Source organism: Deinococcus actinosclerus, assembly GCF_001507665.1.
Classification (GTDB): Bacteria; Deinococcota; Deinococci; order Deinococcales; family Deinococcaceae; genus Deinococcus; species Deinococcus actinosclerus.
The window spans coordinates 2,755,630-2,772,400 of the sequence record NZ_CP013910.1; the positions used below are offsets into that span (position 1 = coordinate 2,755,630).

General features: G+C 73.0%; 16 protein-coding genes. 9 read left to right on the top strand and 7 right to left on the bottom strand.

Annotated features, from left to right (window positions below; translation table 11 throughout):
* Positions 1-27 precede the first annotated feature (27 nt).
* Positions 28-1,479, bottom strand: coding sequence for a S41 family peptidase (locus AUC44_RS13525; protein ID WP_062159196.1), 1,452 nt, complete (start codon positions 1,477-1,479; stop codon positions 28-30).
* A gap of 41 nt (positions 1,480-1,520) precedes the next feature.
* Here AUC44_RS13525 and pxpA point away from each other — a divergent pair, with 41 nt between their 5' ends.
* From pxpA to AUC44_RS13540, 3 genes are all read left to right on the top strand, one after another.
* Positions 1,521-2,267, top strand: coding sequence for a 5-oxoprolinase subunit PxpA (gene pxpA / locus AUC44_RS13530; protein WP_062159197.1), 747 nt, complete (start codon positions 1,521-1,523; stop codon positions 2,265-2,267).
* 128 nt (positions 2,268-2,395) lie between these two features.
* Entirely contained in the window at positions 2,396-3,535 is a 1,140-nt protein-coding gene (locus AUC44_RS13535) for a GGDEF domain-containing protein (protein ID WP_062159198.1), read from the top strand.
* Between the two features lie 204 nt (positions 3,536-3,739).
* Positions 3,740-4,399: a potassium channel family protein gene (locus AUC44_RS13540; RefSeq protein WP_062159199.1), complete on the top strand. Its 660-nt coding sequence runs from the start codon at positions 3,740-3,742 to the stop codon at positions 4,397-4,399.
* Between the two features lie 34 nt (positions 4,400-4,433).
* Here AUC44_RS13540 and AUC44_RS16660 read toward each other — a convergent pair whose 3' ends face one another.
* The 5 genes from AUC44_RS16660 to lptB are packed head-to-tail and all read right to left on the bottom strand — an operon-like array spanning position 4,434 to position 8,302.
* Positions 4,434-4,589: a hypothetical protein gene (locus AUC44_RS16660; RefSeq protein WP_197408606.1), complete on the bottom strand. Its 156-nt coding sequence runs from the start codon at positions 4,587-4,589 to the stop codon at positions 4,434-4,436.
* 25 nt (positions 4,590-4,614) lie between these two features.
* Positions 4,615-4,821: a hypothetical protein gene (locus tag AUC44_RS17125; protein ID WP_231724451.1), complete on the bottom strand. Its 207-nt coding sequence runs from the start codon at positions 4,819-4,821 to the stop codon at positions 4,615-4,617.
* Positions 4,818-5,807 (bottom strand): extracellular solute-binding protein, encoded by a 990-nt coding sequence (locus AUC44_RS13545; protein ID WP_231724452.1) that lies wholly within the window; start codon positions 5,805-5,807, stop codon positions 4,818-4,820. Before AUC44_RS13545 ends, AUC44_RS17125 begins: the two co-directional genes overlap by 4 nt.
* Positions 5,808-5,852: 45 nt before the next feature.
* Positions 5,853-7,508, bottom strand: coding sequence for a DUF3084 domain-containing protein (locus AUC44_RS13550; RefSeq protein ID WP_062159200.1), 1,656 nt, complete (start codon positions 7,506-7,508; stop codon positions 5,853-5,855).
* A gap of 17 nt (positions 7,509-7,525) precedes the next feature.
* The gene (lptB, locus tag AUC44_RS13555; RefSeq protein ID WP_157445382.1) at positions 7,526-8,302 is read right to left on the bottom strand and encodes an LPS export ABC transporter ATP-binding protein; all 777 of its coding nucleotides are present in this window, start codon (positions 8,300-8,302) and stop codon (positions 7,526-7,528) included.
* Between the two features lie 170 nt (positions 8,303-8,472).
* On the opposite strand from lptB, the gene AUC44_RS13560 reads away from it, so the two are divergent.
* The 6 genes from AUC44_RS13560 (at position 8,473) to AUC44_RS13585 (ending at position 15,543) form a co-directional block, all read left to right on the top strand.
* Positions 8,473-10,770: a DUF11 domain-containing protein gene (locus AUC44_RS13560; protein WP_062159201.1), complete on the top strand. Its 2,298-nt coding sequence runs from the start codon at positions 8,473-8,475 to the stop codon at positions 10,768-10,770.
* 47 nt (positions 10,771-10,817) lie between these two features.
* Positions 10,818-11,993: a phosphopentomutase gene (locus AUC44_RS13565; RefSeq protein ID WP_062159202.1), complete on the top strand. Its 1,176-nt coding sequence runs from the start codon at positions 10,818-10,820 to the stop codon at positions 11,991-11,993.
* A 98-nt stretch (positions 11,994-12,091) separates the two neighbouring features.
* A complete protein-coding gene (locus AUC44_RS13570) occupies positions 12,092-12,610 on the top strand; it encodes a hypothetical protein (RefSeq protein ID WP_417926348.1) in 519 nt (172 codons plus the stop codon).
* Positions 12,611-12,749: 139 nt separating this feature from the next.
* Entirely contained in the window at positions 12,750-14,060 is a 1,311-nt protein-coding gene (gene hisD / locus AUC44_RS13575; RefSeq protein WP_062159204.1) for a histidinol dehydrogenase, read from the top strand.
* The gene (yedA, locus tag AUC44_RS13580) at positions 14,057-14,959 is read left to right on the top strand and encodes a drug/metabolite exporter YedA (protein ID WP_062159205.1); all 903 of its coding nucleotides are present in this window, start codon (positions 14,057-14,059) and stop codon (positions 14,957-14,959) included. The genes hisD and yedA overlap by 4 nt, the downstream gene beginning before the upstream one ends.
* A complete protein-coding gene (locus tag AUC44_RS13585; RefSeq protein ID WP_062159206.1) occupies positions 14,956-15,543 on the top strand; it encodes an antibiotic biosynthesis monooxygenase in 588 nt (195 codons plus the stop codon). Before yedA ends, AUC44_RS13585 begins: the two co-directional genes overlap by 4 nt.
* 58 nt (positions 15,544-15,601) lie before the next feature.
* On the opposite strand, the gene AUC44_RS13590 is transcribed toward AUC44_RS13585, so the two are convergent.
* Positions 15,602-16,750, bottom strand: coding sequence for a VanW family protein (locus AUC44_RS13590; protein WP_062159207.1), 1,149 nt, complete (start codon positions 16,748-16,750; stop codon positions 15,602-15,604).
* Between the last annotated feature and the right edge of the window lie 21 nt (positions 16,751-16,771).

Sequence of the window (16,771 nt, forward strand, 5' to 3'; positions counted from 1 at the left end):
GACCCCGCCCGGCTGGCGGCCTCCCCCTTATTTCAGCGCGGCTTCCAGGGGCAGGTCGTGGCCGTGCGCCAGCGCGCGCAGGTCGTCCGGCGTGGCAGGGCTGGGGGTCACGTCGGGGCTCAGCGGTTGCCCACGCAGGTCGTTGGCGCGGCCGATCGTGACCGACAGGCCCCGCTCGCCGCTCAGCCCACCGATCACGGTGACGGTATTGCCCACGCCGTAGGTCGGCTCGCCGATCAGGGTGGCCCCACCCTGCGCGGCGAGCTGCGCGACGATCTCGGAGGCGCTGGCGGAGCCCTCGTTCACGAGCAGGGTCAGCCGCCCGGTCCAGCGGGCCGGGGTCTTCACGGTCAGCACCGGGCTGGTAGGGTCGCAGCGCACGCCCGCGAGCACCTGCCCCGCCCGGTACGCGAAGGTGACGTCCTGTCCGTCCAGCGTCTCGATGGTCTCGCCGGCGCGCTCGCCGACCAGGGCGCCCGCCACGCCGATCGCCTCGGACAGCAGGCCGCCGCCGTTGCCGCGCACGTCCACGATCAGGTGGGCCGCACCCGACTGCTGCGCGCCGCTGATCAGGGCGTGCACCTGGTCCGCCACACCGGACGTGGCGAAGGTGGGCAGGCGCAGGAGCACGGTGCCCGGCGCGACCGTCTGCGCCGAGGGCAGGACGGCGCTGCTCAGGACGCGGGGCGTGACGGTCGTGCTCAGCGTGGTCTCGGTCCCGCCCTGGGCGCGGCGGTAGGCGACCGTCACGGGCTGCCCGGCGGCGCTGGCCTGCCCCAGCAGGCCGGTCAGGCGCGCGGCGTGCGCGTCGTCACTGGCGCCGGGCTGGCGGCTCAGCGGCTGGCCGTTCACGCTGAGCAGCGTGTCCCCGCGCCGCAGGCCTGCCTGCGCGGCCGGCGCGCCGGGGAACGCGTCGAGCAGCACCGCGCCGTCCTCGGCCGGGACCGGCGCCCAGCGGACACCCAGGCGGGGCGTGGGGGTGGGCGCGGCGGTGCGGGTGTCCTGGAAAGCGCGGTAGGCGGCGGCGTCCAGGAAGTAGGTGTGGCCGTCGCGCACGCCGTCCACGTAGCTGTTCATGAAGGCGTCGGTCTGCGCGCTCAGGGCGGCGGCGCGCAGGTTGCCGAAGGCCGTGCGGGCGCCGCTCTCGGCCTGCTCGTGCAGCGCCTGGAGGTCGACCTTCGACGTGCCCCAGTAGTTCAGGTTGATGGCCTCGCGGACGTCGAGCAGCTGGTCGTACAGGCTGGGCGTGGCCTGGGCGCGCAGCGGGGCGGGCCGGACGTTCACGTCCATCAGGTGGCGTGGGCCGCCCAGCGCGGCCAGCCACGCGGGGATCAGGGTGCAGGCGGGCTGATCGGGGCGGCCGGGGCGCGCCACGGTGGGCACGTCGTCGTTCTGCGGGGTGGGCAGCGGGTCCGGGGTGGGGGTGGGCGTGCAGGCGGCGAGCAGCAGGGGCAGCAGCAGGAGGTGGGCGCGGGTCACCCCCGTATTGTGGCGCGCGGCGGATGGGTACACTGGCGAACATGACCCGGGCAAGCATCGACCTGAACGCGGATCTGGGCGAGGGCAGCGCGCACGAGGAGGCGGTGATGGCGGCCGTGAGCAGCGCGAACATCGCCTGCGGCGGGCACGCCGGGGACGCGCAGAGCATGCGGGACTCCCTGCGGCTGGCGGCGCGCTTCGGGGTCTCGGCGGGCGCGCACCCGGGGTTCCCGGACCGCGAGGGCTTCGGGCGGCGTGAGCTGCACTTCCCGCCCGACGAGGTGCGGGCCTTCGTGCGCGGGCAGATTGAGGCGCTGAAGGTGATCGCGGCGCGCGAGGGGGTGCCGCTGCGGCACGTCAAGCCGCACGGGATGCTCTACAACATGGCCGTCCGCGACGAGGCGCTGGCCCGCGCGGTGGCGCAGGCGGCGGCCGACAGTGGCGTGCCGCTGTACTTCGGGCTGGCCGCGCCCGGCAGCCTGATGCTGCGTGAGGCGCGCGCCGCCGGCCTGCGCGAGATCGGCGAGGGTTTCGCCGACCGGGGCTACGCACCCGACGGGAGCCTGTGGCCGCGCGCGCAGGCGGGCGCCCTGCTGCCCTTCCCGGCGGCGGTGGCGCAGGGCGTGCGGATCGCCCGCAGTGGCCTGACGGCCGCCGTGAGCGGCGAGGAGGTGGCGGTGCCCGCCCGGACGCTGTGCCTGCACGGCGACGGTGCGGAGGCCGCCGAGCTCGCCGGGGCGCTGCGCGCGGCGCTGGAAGAGGCCGGGCTGCGCGTCACGGCGCCCTGAGCCTGCAGCCACCCCGGGCCGGTTTCCAGACGGACGGTGACCCGGCGCGACGGTGAGTGGCACCTTCAGTATCGGTAAAGACCGCTGTCAGGAGTCCGTGAGAGGGGCTGTGTTGCAATCCGGCACAGATGCTGCCCGATTTCCGATCCGACGTGCTGCGCTCGCCCTTGCATGACGCGGGCGGGGTGTTCCGCACCACGCTCGACCGCCGGATCCTGAACCAGCGGCTGATCGGGGGGATACTGGCCGCGACCCTGCTGGCCGCGCTGTTCCATCAGAACAACCCCTTCGAGCAGCTGGCCCTCACCGCGATGGCTGTGCTGATGGGCGCGCTGCTGGCCGCGCTGACCTTCACGCGGCTGCCACTGCTGACGGTACAGGTGACCGGGCTGCTGGGCGGCTGGGCCTACCTGCTGGCCAAGACGGCGTACGTCCTGTTCGCCCTGCCCGGCGACGCGGGCCTGCCCATGCTGATGGGTCTGGCGCCGTGGGCGGCCGTACTCCTGGCCGCGCACCTGTGGATCCTGGGCGCGCGACGCAGCGCGGTCCTGAACGCGGCCGCGCTGGGCAGCATGGGCGCCCTGCTCCTGATCAAACTCGTCCTGGCCCCGGCCGCCGCGCACAGCAGCGTGACCGGCACGCTGCTGCAGATGCTGCTGGCGAGCGCGGTGCTGCTGTTCGGCCAGCGGCACGCGGCGCAGCGCCTGAGGGCGGACGTCCGCCGCGCGGTGCTGGGGCAGGATACGGCGGGACTCGACGCCCTGACGGGCCTGCCGGACCGCGTGACGCTGGAGCGTCAGCTGGAGGGCCTGTTCCAGCAGGACCCGGAGCAGTTGGTGGTGGCCGCCATCGGCGTGGACACTCCGGGCGGCCAGCCGGCGGACGCGACGTTCCAGCCGCGCCTGGCGGCCCACGTGTCGCGCGTGCTGATGGGCACCGTGCGCGACCAGGACCTGCTGGGCTGCCTGGGCGACGGCGTGGCCGCCCTGGTGATGCGCGCCCCGGACGCCCGCTCGGCCCGCGCCGCCTGCGAGCGGCTGCGGGTGCGCGTGGCGTCGCGGCCCCTGGACGGCATGAACCCCACCGTGACCATCGGGGTGGTGTACGCCGACGGGCACCTGGACGCCCTGGCCCTGCTGCGCGCGGCTGAGGACACCCTGAGCGCCGCGCGGCGCAGCGGCACGAACCGCGTCCTGCTGGGCCCCGTGATCACCGGGGAGGCGCACGAGGCGGCGGAGCATCTGCCCCCACAGGCCCTGCCGGCCTAGCGGGGCTGAACTTTGCGGCACAATTGAGGCGGGGACAGCCCCCGGCCGTGGTGCCCAGTGCCGCCCCCCGCGAGACATCCATCCGCGCGGGCCTCCCTGTCCACCGCGGCGCGTTACCGTCACTCGCCCCGCCCGGCTGAGGGCGTTGGCGGGCCCACCGCCCTCGACCGACCAGCACGCCGCGGTGAGGCGGAAAGGATCACGATGAAAAGCAAACAGTGTCTGGTGATCGGCCTGGGCCGCTTCGGTACGGCGGTGGCGACCACCCTGTACGAAATGGGTCACGAGGTCGTGGCCATTGATCAGCATGAAGACAACGTCGAGCGGGTCATGAACCTCGTGACGCACGCCGCGATCGTGGACGCCAGCGACGAGCGGGCCCTGCGCGCCCTGGGCGTCGGGGATTTCGACGTGGTGGTGGTCGCCATCGGCACGGACGTGCAGGCGAACATCCTGGCGACCATGAACGCCAAGAGTCTGGGCGCTCCGTACGTGGTGAGCAAGGCCATCGACGAGATGGCGCGGCGGGTGCTCGAGCGCATCGGGGCGGATCTCGTCATCCGGCCTGAGCACGACATGGGCGTGCGGCTGGCGCGGCAGATCGCCACGCCGAACATCGTGGACACCCTGGATCTGGGCGGCGACTACGCCATCGTGGAGATCGAGGCGAACGAGCGCCTGAAGGGCACGCTGCGCGACCTGAACCTCACGGGGCGCTTCAACGTGCAGATCATCGCGATCAGCCGCGCCGGGAAGATCGAGGTGACACCCCGCGCCGAGGACGAGCTGCGCCCGCACGACAAGCTGGTCGTGATCGGCACCAGTCACAACATCGACGACCTGCGCCGCTACCTGGGCGAGTGAGCCGCGCGGGGCCACGCCGCGCCGGGCAGGGCGCTCAGGCCGCCCGCAGTGCCACAACTAGGGCGGCCAGCAGGGGCAGCAGGGCGCTCAGGCCCCACACGGTCAGCGGACGCGCCGCGCCGGGCCGCAGCAGGAGCAGCGCGAGCAGCGCCGCGAAGACCAGCGTGGCCAGCAGGTAGAAGGTCGCCATACCCGGCAGCATAGCGTGGGCGGTCCTAGCGCTCCGCGCGGGCCTGCGCGGCGTCCAGCGCAGCCCGGGCACCCAGTTTCCCGGTGGTGGCCTGCGTGATGGCGTCCTCGATCAGGGCTGTCCAGGCGGCGTACTCGGGGGTGGTGGGGCGCGGCACCGCCCGGCCGATCTGGGCATGCGCAGCGCGCAGCTGCGGATTCTTCGCGTACCAGTCGTCCAGCAGGGGCGTCACGGCCCGCCGGGGGGGACGTAGGCGGTGGCCTTCACCCAGTCGGCCAGCCGGGTGGGCTGCATCAGGTACTGCCAGAAGGCCACGGCGCCCGCCTGCTCGGCGGCGGGGGTGCCTCTCGGGACACTCAGGGTCGCGCCGCCCAGCGGGACGGTGCAGGCGCCCTCCTTCTCGCAGGGGAACGGCGCGATCCCCAGGTTGAAGAACGGCAGCCGGCGCGCGTCGGTCCAGTTGGCGACGCTGGCGAGCACGAACACGTTCTGCCCGCGCGCGAAGTCGAACGCGGCGCGCACCGCCTCGTTCAGCCCGCGTGGCTGGGCCTGACCGGCGGCGCTCATGCGGGCCAGCTGCGTCAGGGCGTCCACGGCGTCGGGGCCGTTCAGGCGGGGGCGGTCGCCGCTGCTGAGTGTCCCGCCGCGCGAGAGGACGTTCGCCTCGAAGGTCCAGGCGTCGGCGGCGGCCACCAGGGGGCGGCGGCCTCCGGTCGCCAGCGCGCGGCTCTGGGCTTCCAGCTGCGCCCAGGTATCCGGGGCATTCAGGCCCGCCTTCTTCAGCAGCCCGGCGTTGTACATCAGCACGGGCACGCTGACGTTCCAGGGGAGGCCGTAGGTGCGCTCGTCCAGCTGCCCGGTCTTCCACACGGCGGGGTAGAAGTCACCGCGCAGCGCGCCGGGCAGGTCGTCCACGCGGCCACTCAGGTCGGTGAGCTGCCCGGCGCGGGCCAGTGCGGGGAACTGCGTGAATTCCAGCTGCACGAGCGCGGGCGCCGAGCCGCTCCGCAGGGCCGCCTGGAGTTTGGGCAGCAGGTCACGGTAGGTGCCCTGCGCGACCGGGACGACCTCGTAGGTGCTCTGTGAGGCGTTGAACTCGCGGGCGTAGGTCTGCACGGCACCCTGCACGCCGCCCATGGCGTGCCAGAACTCCACGCGGACAGGCGCGGCGTGCGCGGCGGTGGCGAGCAGCAGGGCGGTCAGGGGCAGGGCGCGCATGATGCGGGCAGCATAGCGGGCGCGCCTGACGGGCGTCTTGGGGGCTCAGGGCAGCACGGGGTACAGATCCACGCGGCTGCCCGGGCGCACGTCGGCGCGCGCGGCGATCCCCACGACCGCCACGCCGGTGCGGCCGTTCAGGCGGGTGATCAGCGGCACGAGCTCTCCCACGTCCAGACCCTGCACGTACTCGCTGGGCACGCCGCGGGACGTGAGGTCGAGGGTGGCGTCCTGCACGAGTTCCCCGATCTGGTCCTGCACGCGCCGCAGGTCGCCCAGCGTGACGGTGCCGCGGCGGATGACCTGATCCGCCCGGTAGAGCATGACGTTGGGCCGCGCGTCGCAGGTCAGGTCCACCGCGAAGCCCACAGCGGCGTTCTGCGCGGCGCGGCACTGCACGAAGGCACTGGCGTTCAGGCCACGCAACTTGGTTTCCAGCGCGCCGCGCGCCACCGGATTCAGGCGCGCGGCCGGGCTGCCCCTGGCTCCGCGGGCGGCGGCGCTGCGCGCGGCGTCACTCAGGAACTGGTCGAGATTGCGCACGCCGGGCACGACCGCGGCGTACACCAGATCGTTCTTGGGGTAGGCGAGGTCGGTGTTGCGGGTGGCGCTGAGTTCGGCGCGGCTGCTGGAGTACTCGTCCTGCAACCGGCCCAGGGTGGCGCGCAGGGCCTCGTTGCTGTCACGCAGCTGCTGCTGCTGCGCCTGCAGGGCGTTCAGGTCGTCCCGGACCCGGTCGCGGTCGCGGGCGGCCTGATCACGGGCCCTGATCAGGCCGCTGCGCTCGGTGTTCAGGCGGTCGCGTTCAGCGCGCAGCTGGTCGCGGGCCTGCTGGGCGTCGCGCTGCTGGGCCTGCGCGGCCTCGAGGGCCTGCTGCGCCTGCTGGAGGTTCCGCTGCGCCGCGCGCAGCGCCTGGTCCGCCTGCGCGCGCGACGCGGCGAGCGAGTCGATCTGGTCGCGGGCCTGCTGTGCCTGGGCCTGGGCCTGCCGCGCGCGGGTCTGGGCCTGCTGGGCCAGGTCCTGCTGCGCCTGCGCGCGGACCTGCGCGGACTCGGCGGCGCGCTGCGCGGCGCGGGCGCGGTCCTGGGCGCTGCGGGTTTCCCGTTCGGACAGCGCGATGCGGACCCCCAGGTCCACGACCTGCGCGTCGAGGTTCTGCGCGCGGGCCTGACTGGCGGTCAGGGACGCCTCGGCGGTCTGGAGTTTCGTGCGGGTCTGCGCGGCGCGCGTCTCGAGGGCCTGCTGCGCGGCGGTGAGTTCCTGCACGCGCGCTTCCAGGGTGCGGGCCTGCTCCTGCACGCGGGCCTGCGCGGCGCGGGCGCCGGTCAGGGCCGTCTGCGCGGCCTTCAGGGCGCTCTGGGCGGCCGCCTGCTGTTCACGCAGGCGCGCGGCTTCCTGCTGGGCGAGGTCGCGGTCGGCCTGCGCGGCGCGGATGTCCCCCCGCAGCGCCTCCAGCTGGGGGCGCAGCTGGTCAGCCTGCGCGATGGTGTTCACGGCGCTGCTGTTCAGGATCAGGAACGCCGCGAGGCTGGCGGCGCTGATGCCCATGCCGGACAGCACCGCCACGACGAGCGCGGTGGTCTTGGGCCGCATGCCGAACCAGCGCAGATGCTTGCGCCCGGCCTTGCGCGCGATGGTGTCGGCGGCGTACGCGACGACCCCCGAGAGGATCACCACGAAGGGGAGGAACAGCCACAGCACCTAGCGGACTCCCCGGGTCACAGCTCGAAGTCGTCGCCGAGGTAGTGCGTGCGGGCGTCCTCGTCCTGCGCGAAGCTCTGCGGGGTGCCCTCGAACTTCACCTCGCCGTCGTACATCAGGTACACGCGGTCGGTCAGGGCGATGGTCTCGCGGACGTTGTGGTCGGTGATGAACACGCCCAGGCCCCGGCGGTCGCGCAGCTCGCGGATCAGGCGCTGGATCTCGCGGATGCTCTTGGGGTCCACGCCGGTGAAGGGCTCGTCGAGCAGCAGGTAGTCGGGATCGGTGGTCAGCGCGCGGGCCAGTTCCAGGCGGCGCCGCTCGCCGCCGGACAGCTGGTACGCGAAGCTGCCCGCCAGGTGCGTCAGCCCGAACTCCTCGAGCAGGGCGTCGGCGCGGGCTTCCTGCTCGGCGCGCGGCAGGCCCTGGTACTCCAGGATGGCGAGCAGGTTGTCGCGCGCGCTCAGCTTGCGAAAGGCGCTGGGTTCCTGCGGCAGGTACCCCAGGCCCAGCCGGGCGCGTTCGTGCATGGGCAGGCGCGTCAGGTCGCGCTCGCCCAGCGCGATGCGGCCCGCGCCGGGGCGGATGAAACCCACCAGCATGTAGAAGGTGGTGGTCTTGCCCGCCCCGTTCGGACCGAACAGCGCCACGATCTCGCCCGGTTCCACCCGCAGGTTCACGTTCCGCACGACCGTCCGCCGACCATAGGTCTTGCCCAGCCCTTCAGCGTGCAGCACGGGGCGCGCGGGCAGGGCAGTCGTCTGGTCGGACAACGGGGACAGGGGCGCGGTCACGCCCGGCAGCCTATCACCCCCGGGGGACGCCGCCCGTGAGGGAAGTGTGATTCTGTACGCTCCCACAGCGCGGCCAGCGACGTGTCCGTCAGATTGCCGTGACGGCTGCTTCACTACTGTGCTTTCACTGCGGGCCCAGCCTGAACCGGCGCCCTCTGAGGAGACCTCCCATGATCCGTGCCCTGCTACCCACCCTGCTGCTCTGCAGCGCCCTGCCCGCCGCCGCGCAGCCCATCTGCGCCTCGCCCGCCGCGGCCGGCAACGTCAGTGGCCTGGGAGGCGTGGTGAACACGTATTACCCCTCACCCACGGCCGACACCACGCTGGGGGCCGGCACCACCACCGTCCTTTTCGGCACGGCGCGGCGTGGCGCGGCCCAGGACACCATGGCCGGTGATCTCCTGCTGGTCATGCAGATGCAGGGCGCGGACATCAACGCGACGAACACCGACAGTTACGGGGACGGCGTGGCCCTGGGGCCCGGCAGCGGGCAGCTGAGCAGCAACCTCTACGCCGGGCGGTACGAGTTCGTGACCGTCACGGCCGTGAACGCGGGCGGCGGACTGGTGAACACCTACGTGAGCCGCGCCGCGACCGCCACGCAGGGCGCGGCGCGTTATCAGGTGATCCGCGTGCCGCAGTACGGCAACCTGACGCTGGGTGCCACAGCCGTCACCGCCGACCCCTGGGACGGCACGGACGGTGGCGTGGTCGTGCTGGACGTGACCGGCACGCTCAACTGGAACGGGGGCAGCGTGAATGTCAGTGGGCTGGGCTTCCGCGGCGGGGGCGCGCAGCAGCTCGGCGGGGTGGGGACCGCGACCGGGTACACGAACCTCGACTACCGCAGCGTCACCGCCGCGAACCTGAACGGCAACAAGGGCGAGGGCTTGGCCGGCACCCCCCGCTACGTGCTGAACCCGGTCACGACCACCCTGCTGGACACCGGTGTGGAGGGCTACCCGAACGGCAGCCGCGCGCGCGGCGCGCCCGGCAACGCGGGTGGCGGCGGCACCGACGGAAACCCCGCCAGCAACGACCAGAACAGCGGCGGCGGCGGCGGCGGCAACGGCGGCAGTGGCGGGCAGGGCGGCAACAGCTGGAGCAGCAACTTGGCGGTCGGAGGATTCGGCGGCAAGGCCGCGCCCGCCAGCCTGAGCGCCCTGTTCATGGGAGGCGGTGGCGGCAGCGGGTCACGCAACAACGGCAGCGGCGTGCAGGGCAGCGGCGGCGCGGGCGGCGGGATCGTGATCATCCGCGCCGGCCAGAGCGCCGGGACCGGCACGGTCACCGCGAACGGGGGGGCCGGCATGGCGTCCGACAACGACGGCGCGGGCGGGGGCGGCGCCGGTGGCACCGTGATCGTCATGACGGCCAGCGGCACCCTGAGTGGCGTGAGTGTCAGCGCCAGCGGTGGCAACGGCGGTAACGCCTGGCCGGCGCAGGCACCCGGCACGAACAACAGTGCCGCGCACGGCCCGGGCGGCGGGGGCGGCGGCGGGATCGTACACACGAACGTGACAGGGGCCAGCGTCACCGCGGCGAACGGCACGAACGGCACCTCCACGACGAACGTCGTCGCGTTCGGCGCGCAGCCGGGCGTGACCGGCACGGTCCCCGGCGGCGTCCTGACCGGCGTCCAGGGCGCGCGTGAGGGCGCCGCCTGCCCGGTGCTGGGGGTCAGCAAGTCCACGAGTACGCCCGCCGTGTGGCGCGGGGCGAAGGCCACGTACAGCGTCACCGTGACAAACATAGGCGGGGCGAGCAGCAGCGTGCGCGTGCAGGACACCCTCCCGGCGGGGTTCACGCTGAGCGGTACGCCGGTCGTCACCCCGGCGGGGGCGCGGGTCACGACGGCGGACGCCAGCACCGCGACCGCACTGGACCTGAAGACCTTCCGGCTGGCGTACGGCGAGTCGCTGAACGTCACCTTCGACGCGCTGACCCCCACCGACCCGGCGCTGCGCGGCACGGTGTACCAGAACAGTGCGGCGGCCAGCACCACCGACGCCGCCGGGAACGCCGTGACCGGCACGTACCTGGGGAGCAGCAGTTCCGCCGAGGACGTCCGCCTGCTGTTCCCCAGCCTGAAGGTCACGAAAGCCGTGCGGAACGTGACGCAAGACGAGAAGAAGACGCCGCCGGTCCGGAATTTCGGCACGAGCGGCGGCGGGTACCCCGGCGACCGCCTGGAGTACTGCCTGACGTACCTGAACGACGGGGACGGCCCGCTGAACGGCGTGAACCTCACGGACAGCATTCCGGCGAACACGGCCGTCCTGACCGGCGCGTACGGGGCGGGCCTGGGCTTGCAGCTCACCCCGGCGTCCGGCGCGGCCGTGACGTACTCCAGCGCCGCCGACACGGACGCCGGGCAACTGAGTCAGGCGGGCGGGCTGAGCATGGCGCTGGGGACCGTGGCGCAGGGCGCGTCCGGCACCGCCTGCTTCCAGGTGAGCGTCCGCTGAAGCGCCCGCCCGCGGCGGGTGGGCGCACGCAGGGCTAGACTGGGGGCATGTTGCTGACGATTGTTGTGCTGGATTCCGTGGGCGCGGGTGAACTGCCCGACGCCGCGAGCTTCGGGGACGCCGGGGCGCACACCCTGAACCACACCCTGAAGGCGGCGCCCGTGCGCCTGCCGAACCTGGCGGCGCTGGGGCTCGCCCAGGTGCCCACCATCGAGACCGGGGACGCGACCGTGCCCGCCGGACCGGCCGCCGGTGCCTTCGGCCGCCTGCGCGAGGTCAGCCCCGGCAAGGACACGAGCACCGGCCACTGGGAGTTCATGGGCATCCAGCTGGAGCACGCCTTCCAGGTGTTCCCGGACGGCTTCCCGCCCGCCGTGATGGACCGTTTCGACGCGGCGACCGGGCGCGGGCACCTGTGCAACAAGCCGTACAGCGGCACGGACGTGATCCGGGACTTCGGGCCGGAGCACCTGAAGACCGGCGCGCCCATCGTGTACACGAGCGCGGACAGCGTGTTCCAGATCGCCGCGCACGAGGACGTCGTGCCGCTGGAGACGCTGTACGCGTGGTGCCGCGCGGCCCGCGAGATCCTGCAGGGCGAGTTCGCCGTGGCGCGCGTGATCGCCCGGCCGTTCCGGGGTGAATTCCCGTTCGAGCGCGCCAACGAGCACCGCAAGGACTTCAGCCTCGTGCCGCCCGCCACCGTGCTGGACGCCGTGAAGGCCACTGGGCAGGCGGTGGTGGGCATCGGGAAGATCCCGGACATCTACGCGAACCAGGGCTTCACCGAGGAGATCCACACCGACGACAACGCCGACGGGATCGCCAAGACCCTGGCCCGCATGCGGCAGGCCGCGCAGGAGGGCACCTCGGGCCTCATCTTCACGAACCTCGTGGATTTCGACAGCAAGTTCGGCCACCGCCGCGACCCCGAAGGCTACAGCACGTGTCTCGCGGCGTTCGACGCGGCCCTGCCCGAGCTGATCGCCGCCGTGCCCGAGAGCGGCGCGCTGATCGTGATCAGTGACCACGGGAACGACCCCACCTGGAAGGGCTCGGACCACACCCGCGAGCACGGGCTGCTGCTGGTGCACAAAGGCGGTGCGGCGGGCGTGGACCTGGGCGACCGCGCCACCTTCGCGGACGTGGGCGCGACCGTCGCCGAGGCGCTGGGCGCGGCGTGGGACGGGCCGGGTGAGAGCTTCTGGACACAGCTGACCTGACCCCCGAGGCGTTCAGCCTGACCCTGTCGCTGGGCGGGCGGTACGCGGGCGAGCAGCAGTGGGCGCTGCACGGCGAGCGCAGCGCCCTGGTGGCGCGCGTGCAGACCGATTTCGGCGGGGTGCTGCCCGGCGTGCGGCGCGTGCAGACCAGCCGCATGCACCCCCGCCTGCTGACCAGCCTGGGCTACGCCGAGGGCGACGGTCGGGGGCGGCCCGGCTTCGAGGTGAGCTTCGACCGCCGCGTGGGCCTGATCACGCTGCGGCAGGGCCGCGACGAGGCCACGCAGCCGCTGACCACCGAGTACCACGACCCGGTCAGCCTGCTGCTGTGGTTGCGGCAGCTGACCGCGCAGGACGGCGGCGGCCCCGAGCGGACGCACGCGCAGCTGACCGGCGGGCGCGTGCTCATCCAGCGCCTCCCGGACGCCGAGGTGGACGGCGCGGCGTGCAGCGGGTTCTTCCTGCGTCCCGGCAACGCCTACGTGTACGTGGAACAGGACGCGCCGCACCGCCTGATGCGCCTGATCCAGCCGACCGATTTCGGTCCGGTCGAGGCGAACGCGCAACCCGCCGGGCGCCGCACCGTGCAGGGCCGCGAACGCCGCCGCCGCGTCTGATTCCCTCCTGCCCCGTCCGGCCTGCCCAGACCTGTGGGTGGGCCGCGCCGGGCGGCAGGTGCCACGATGGACCCCGGCCCACCCCGCGTGTGGGGCGCCGCTTCCCCCACCCTCCTCTCCCCTGTCTACTGGAGTGACGATGCAAGTGCTGCAAGGCCAAGAGGCCCGGTCCGCCCTGACGCGGACGTTCAATGAGATTCCCGTTCCCGACGCCGTGCTGGCCCGCATCGAGGCGACGTTCGGCGAGGCGCTGAGTCCCGCGCAGGTCGTCGAGCGCATCCTGAGTGATGTCCGCGCGCGCGGGGACGACGCGCTGCGCGACTGGACCGAGCGGCTGGACGGCCACCGCCCCGCCGAGCTGCGCGTGCCGGAGGCGGAACTGGCGGCCGCGCAGGTCGCCCCGGACCTGCATGAGGCGATCCTCACGGCGATCCGGCGGGTGCGGGCCTTCTACGAACAGCAGCCCGCACACGGGTTCCTGAACCACGGCCCGGACGGCGCGCTGGGGCAGCTCGTGCGGCCGCTCTCGCGGGTGGGCGTGTACGTGCCGGGCGGGCTGGCCCCGCTGATCAGCACGCTGATCCACACGGCGGTGCCCGCGCAGGTGGCGGGCGTGTCGGACATCGTGGTGACCACGCCGCCCGCGCGGGACGGCCGCGTGCACCCGGCGATCCTCGTCGCGGCGCGCGAACTGGGCCTCACGCAGGTGTTCCGGGTCGGCGGCGCGCAGGCCATCGCGGCCCTGGCGTACGGCACGGCGAGCATCGGCGCGGTGGACAAGGTCGCGGGCCCCGGAAACCTGTTCGTGGTGATCGCCAAGCGGATGGTGTACGGCCAGACCGGCATCGAGAGCCTGCCCGGCCCGACCGAGACGCTGGTCGTGGCCGACGACAGCGCCGACCCGCGCTTCGTGGCGGCCGACCTGCTGGCGCAGGCCGAGCACAACGGCGCGGAACCCGTGCTCGTCTCCACCAGCCGCGAGCTGCTGATCCGGGTGCAGGCGGAACTGAACGGGCAGCTCGAGGCCCTGCCGGAACCGAACCGGGGCTGGGCGCGCGACAGCGTGCAGGCGCGCATGAAGGTCATCCTGGCCGGCACGCTGGAGGAGGCCGTGGAGCTGGCGAACCTGTACGCCCCCGAGCACCTGTGCCTGCTGACCCGCGACCCCTGGAGCCTGCTGGGCCTCGTGCAGCGTGCCGGGGGCGTGTTCGTGGGCGAGGCGAGCATGGAGGCGCTGGGCGACTATGTGGCGGGCCCCAGTCACGTCATGCCGACCGGCGGCACCGCGCGCTTCATGAGCCCGGTGAACGTGCGGGACTTCCAGAACATCATCTCGGTGGTGGGCCTGAACGAGGGCGCGCTGCGCCGCATCGGTCCGGCCGGGGCGACCCTGGCCCGCGCCGAGGGCCTCGAGGCGCACGCCCGCGCCATCGAAAGCCGCCTCTCGTGAGTGCCGGGGCGGCCCCCGCCAGCGCCGCGCGCCTGACGCCGCTGGTGCTGCTGTGCCTGGGGCTGGTGTACGTCGTGTGGGGCAGCACGTACTTCGGGATCAAGGTCGCCATCGAGACGCTGCCGCCGCTGGGCATGCTCGCGGCGCGCTTCGTGCTGGCGGGCGCGCTGCTGCTCCTCGCGCTGCGCGCGCGGGGCGTGGCGCTGCCCACCACGCGCGAGTGGGGCGCCAGCGCTGTCGTGGGCACCCTGCTGCTGGGCGGCGGCACCGGGCTGGTCACGCTGGCCGAACGGGACGCGAGCAGCAGCGTCGCCGCCATGGTGATCGCGGTGTCCCCGCTGTTCGCGGCGCTGTTCGCGCGGCTGTGGGGCGAGCGGACCGGCGGGCGCGAGTGGCTGGGCATCGGCGTGGGCCTGATCGGCATCGCGCTGCTGAATGTCGGGGAACTGCACGCCACGCCGCTGGCGGCGCTGCTGCTGATCCTCGCGCCGCTGTGCTGGACGTTCGGCAGCCAGTGGTCGCGTCACCTGCCCCTCCCGCAGGGCCTGATGGGATCGGCCGCCGAGATGCTCACCGGGGGCGGCGTCCTCCTGCTCCTGAGCGTCCTGATGGGCGAACGCTGGGGCACCCCCAGCGCCGCGAGCCTGTGGGCGCTGGCGTACCTCACGGTGTTCGGGAGCCTCGTGGCGTACAGCGCGTACATGTACCTCGTGGCACACACCCGCCCCGCCCTGGCGACCAGCTACGCGTACGTGAACCCGGTCGTGGCGGTGCTGCTGGGCGTCGGCTTCGGCGGCGAGCAGCTGGGCCCGCTGGGCTGGGCGGCCCTGCTCGTGATCCTCACGGGCGTCGCGCTCGTCGCGTGGCCGCGCCGCGTCCCGGACGCGGAGGCCGTATGAGCGAGCAGCTCCAGTTCGAGGGGCATCAGCCCAGCGACCCGGTCAGTCTGGTCGTCCGCCGCCGCATCCGCCCCGGTCAGGAGGCCGCGTACGAGGCGCTGCTCGCCGAGGCGAACGCGCTGCTGGCCCGCCTGCCCGGCCACCGCGGCACCGGCGTGATCCGCCCCGCGCCGGGCGAGCAGGAGTACACGCTGCTGGCCCGCTTCGACACGCTGACGAGCGCCGCCGCCTGGGAACTGTCCCCCGAGCGGGCCGCGTGGCTGGAGCGCATCGCGCCGCTGGTCGACGAGCACGTCAGTTTCGAGAAGCAGCCGGGCCTGGACTTCTGGTTCACGCCGCCGGCCGCCGCGACCCTGCGCCAGCCGCCCCGCTGGAAGATGGCGCTGCTGACCCTGGCGGCGCTGTACCCGGTGAGCGTCAGCACGTCTTGGCTGTTCGGCGAGGCGCTGAAACCCTGGCTGGGTCACTACCCCATGCCGATCCGCGCCATTCCCCAGATGATCGTGGTCGTGCTGCTCATGACCTATCTGGTGATGCCCGCCGTGACGCGCTGGGCGACGCCGTGGCTGCGCGGCGGCAGGTAGGGTCAGCTGCGGAACAGGGCCCACCTCTGACCTGGAGGTGGGCCCTTGCTTGCCGTGTTCAGTTCAGGCGCTTGTCCTTGGGGTTCACGCCGTACACGGCGCCCCAGGGCTGGTAGACGCTCTTGAGGGTGTCCCTGCTGGTGACCTTACCCTTCACCTTGATGGTGCGGGTGATGACGCTGGTCATGCCCTGCATGGGCGTGTCGAGCAGGCGGCGGCCACCGGGCGCGACGCGGTCGTCCGGGGTGTAGCTGGGGTCGGCGGGGGCCTTGAAGTCGGTGATGACGGGCTTGCTGATGTTCACGGTGCGGCCGGTGTTCGCGCCGAACACGTCGAAGCGCAGGGTCTGGGCGCGGGTGTCCCAGCCTGCCTGGATGAACAGGTGCTTGCCGGTGTCGTTCTTCATGCGCAGGTTCTTGCTGGGAGCGTACACGGTGGCCTCGAAGCCCACAGGGTCGTAGTACTTCACGCGGTGGCTGTGTTCGTGCCGTTCGGTGATGGGCAGGCCCGCCTGGTACAGCGCGCGGAAGATGGTGGTGCTGACCTGGCAGATGCCGCCACCGTCCTCCTTGCTGAGCGTCCCGCCGCTGATCACGAAGCCCTTCACGAAACCGGTGCTGGCGTCGATCTGGCCGATCTCCTCGTTGAAGTTGAATTCGTGGCCGGGCGCGATGAAGAAGTTGTCGAGTTTGCTGGCGCCGACGAGGATGTTCTTCTCGCGGAAGTCGGGGCTGCCCGCGTAGTTGCTGCTGCCCGCCGCGACGTGCCACAGCACGCCCCGCTGAGCGAGGAGTTTCACGCTGCGGTCGGGCACGGCGCGCTTCACCTCGACCTGCGCGGTGTCCTTGCCGCTCAGGATGGCTTTCAGGAGGTTGGCCTTGGTGGCGGCGCGGTCCAGGGTCCAGCCGGTCTGGTCGGTGGCGACCCAGCTGCCGCCGACGTTGCGGAACACGGCCGGCTTGGGCTTGCGGGCGTTGATGGTCTTTTCCATCCGGTCGAGGATGGGCGTGATGGTGGTGCTCAGCCGCTTCACCTTGCGGGTCGCCTGCACGCCGGCGGCGGGCACCGCCCAGGATTTCACGATGGGGGTGGTCTTCAGTTCGCCCTTGCGGATGGTGCTGGCCTCGTCCTTCAGGATCAGTTTGAAGTCGGCCGCGTGGGCGGTGGCGACCAGCGCGAGGGTCAGGGTGGTCAGGAGACGCTTCACGATTCTCAGCGTAGGTGGGGC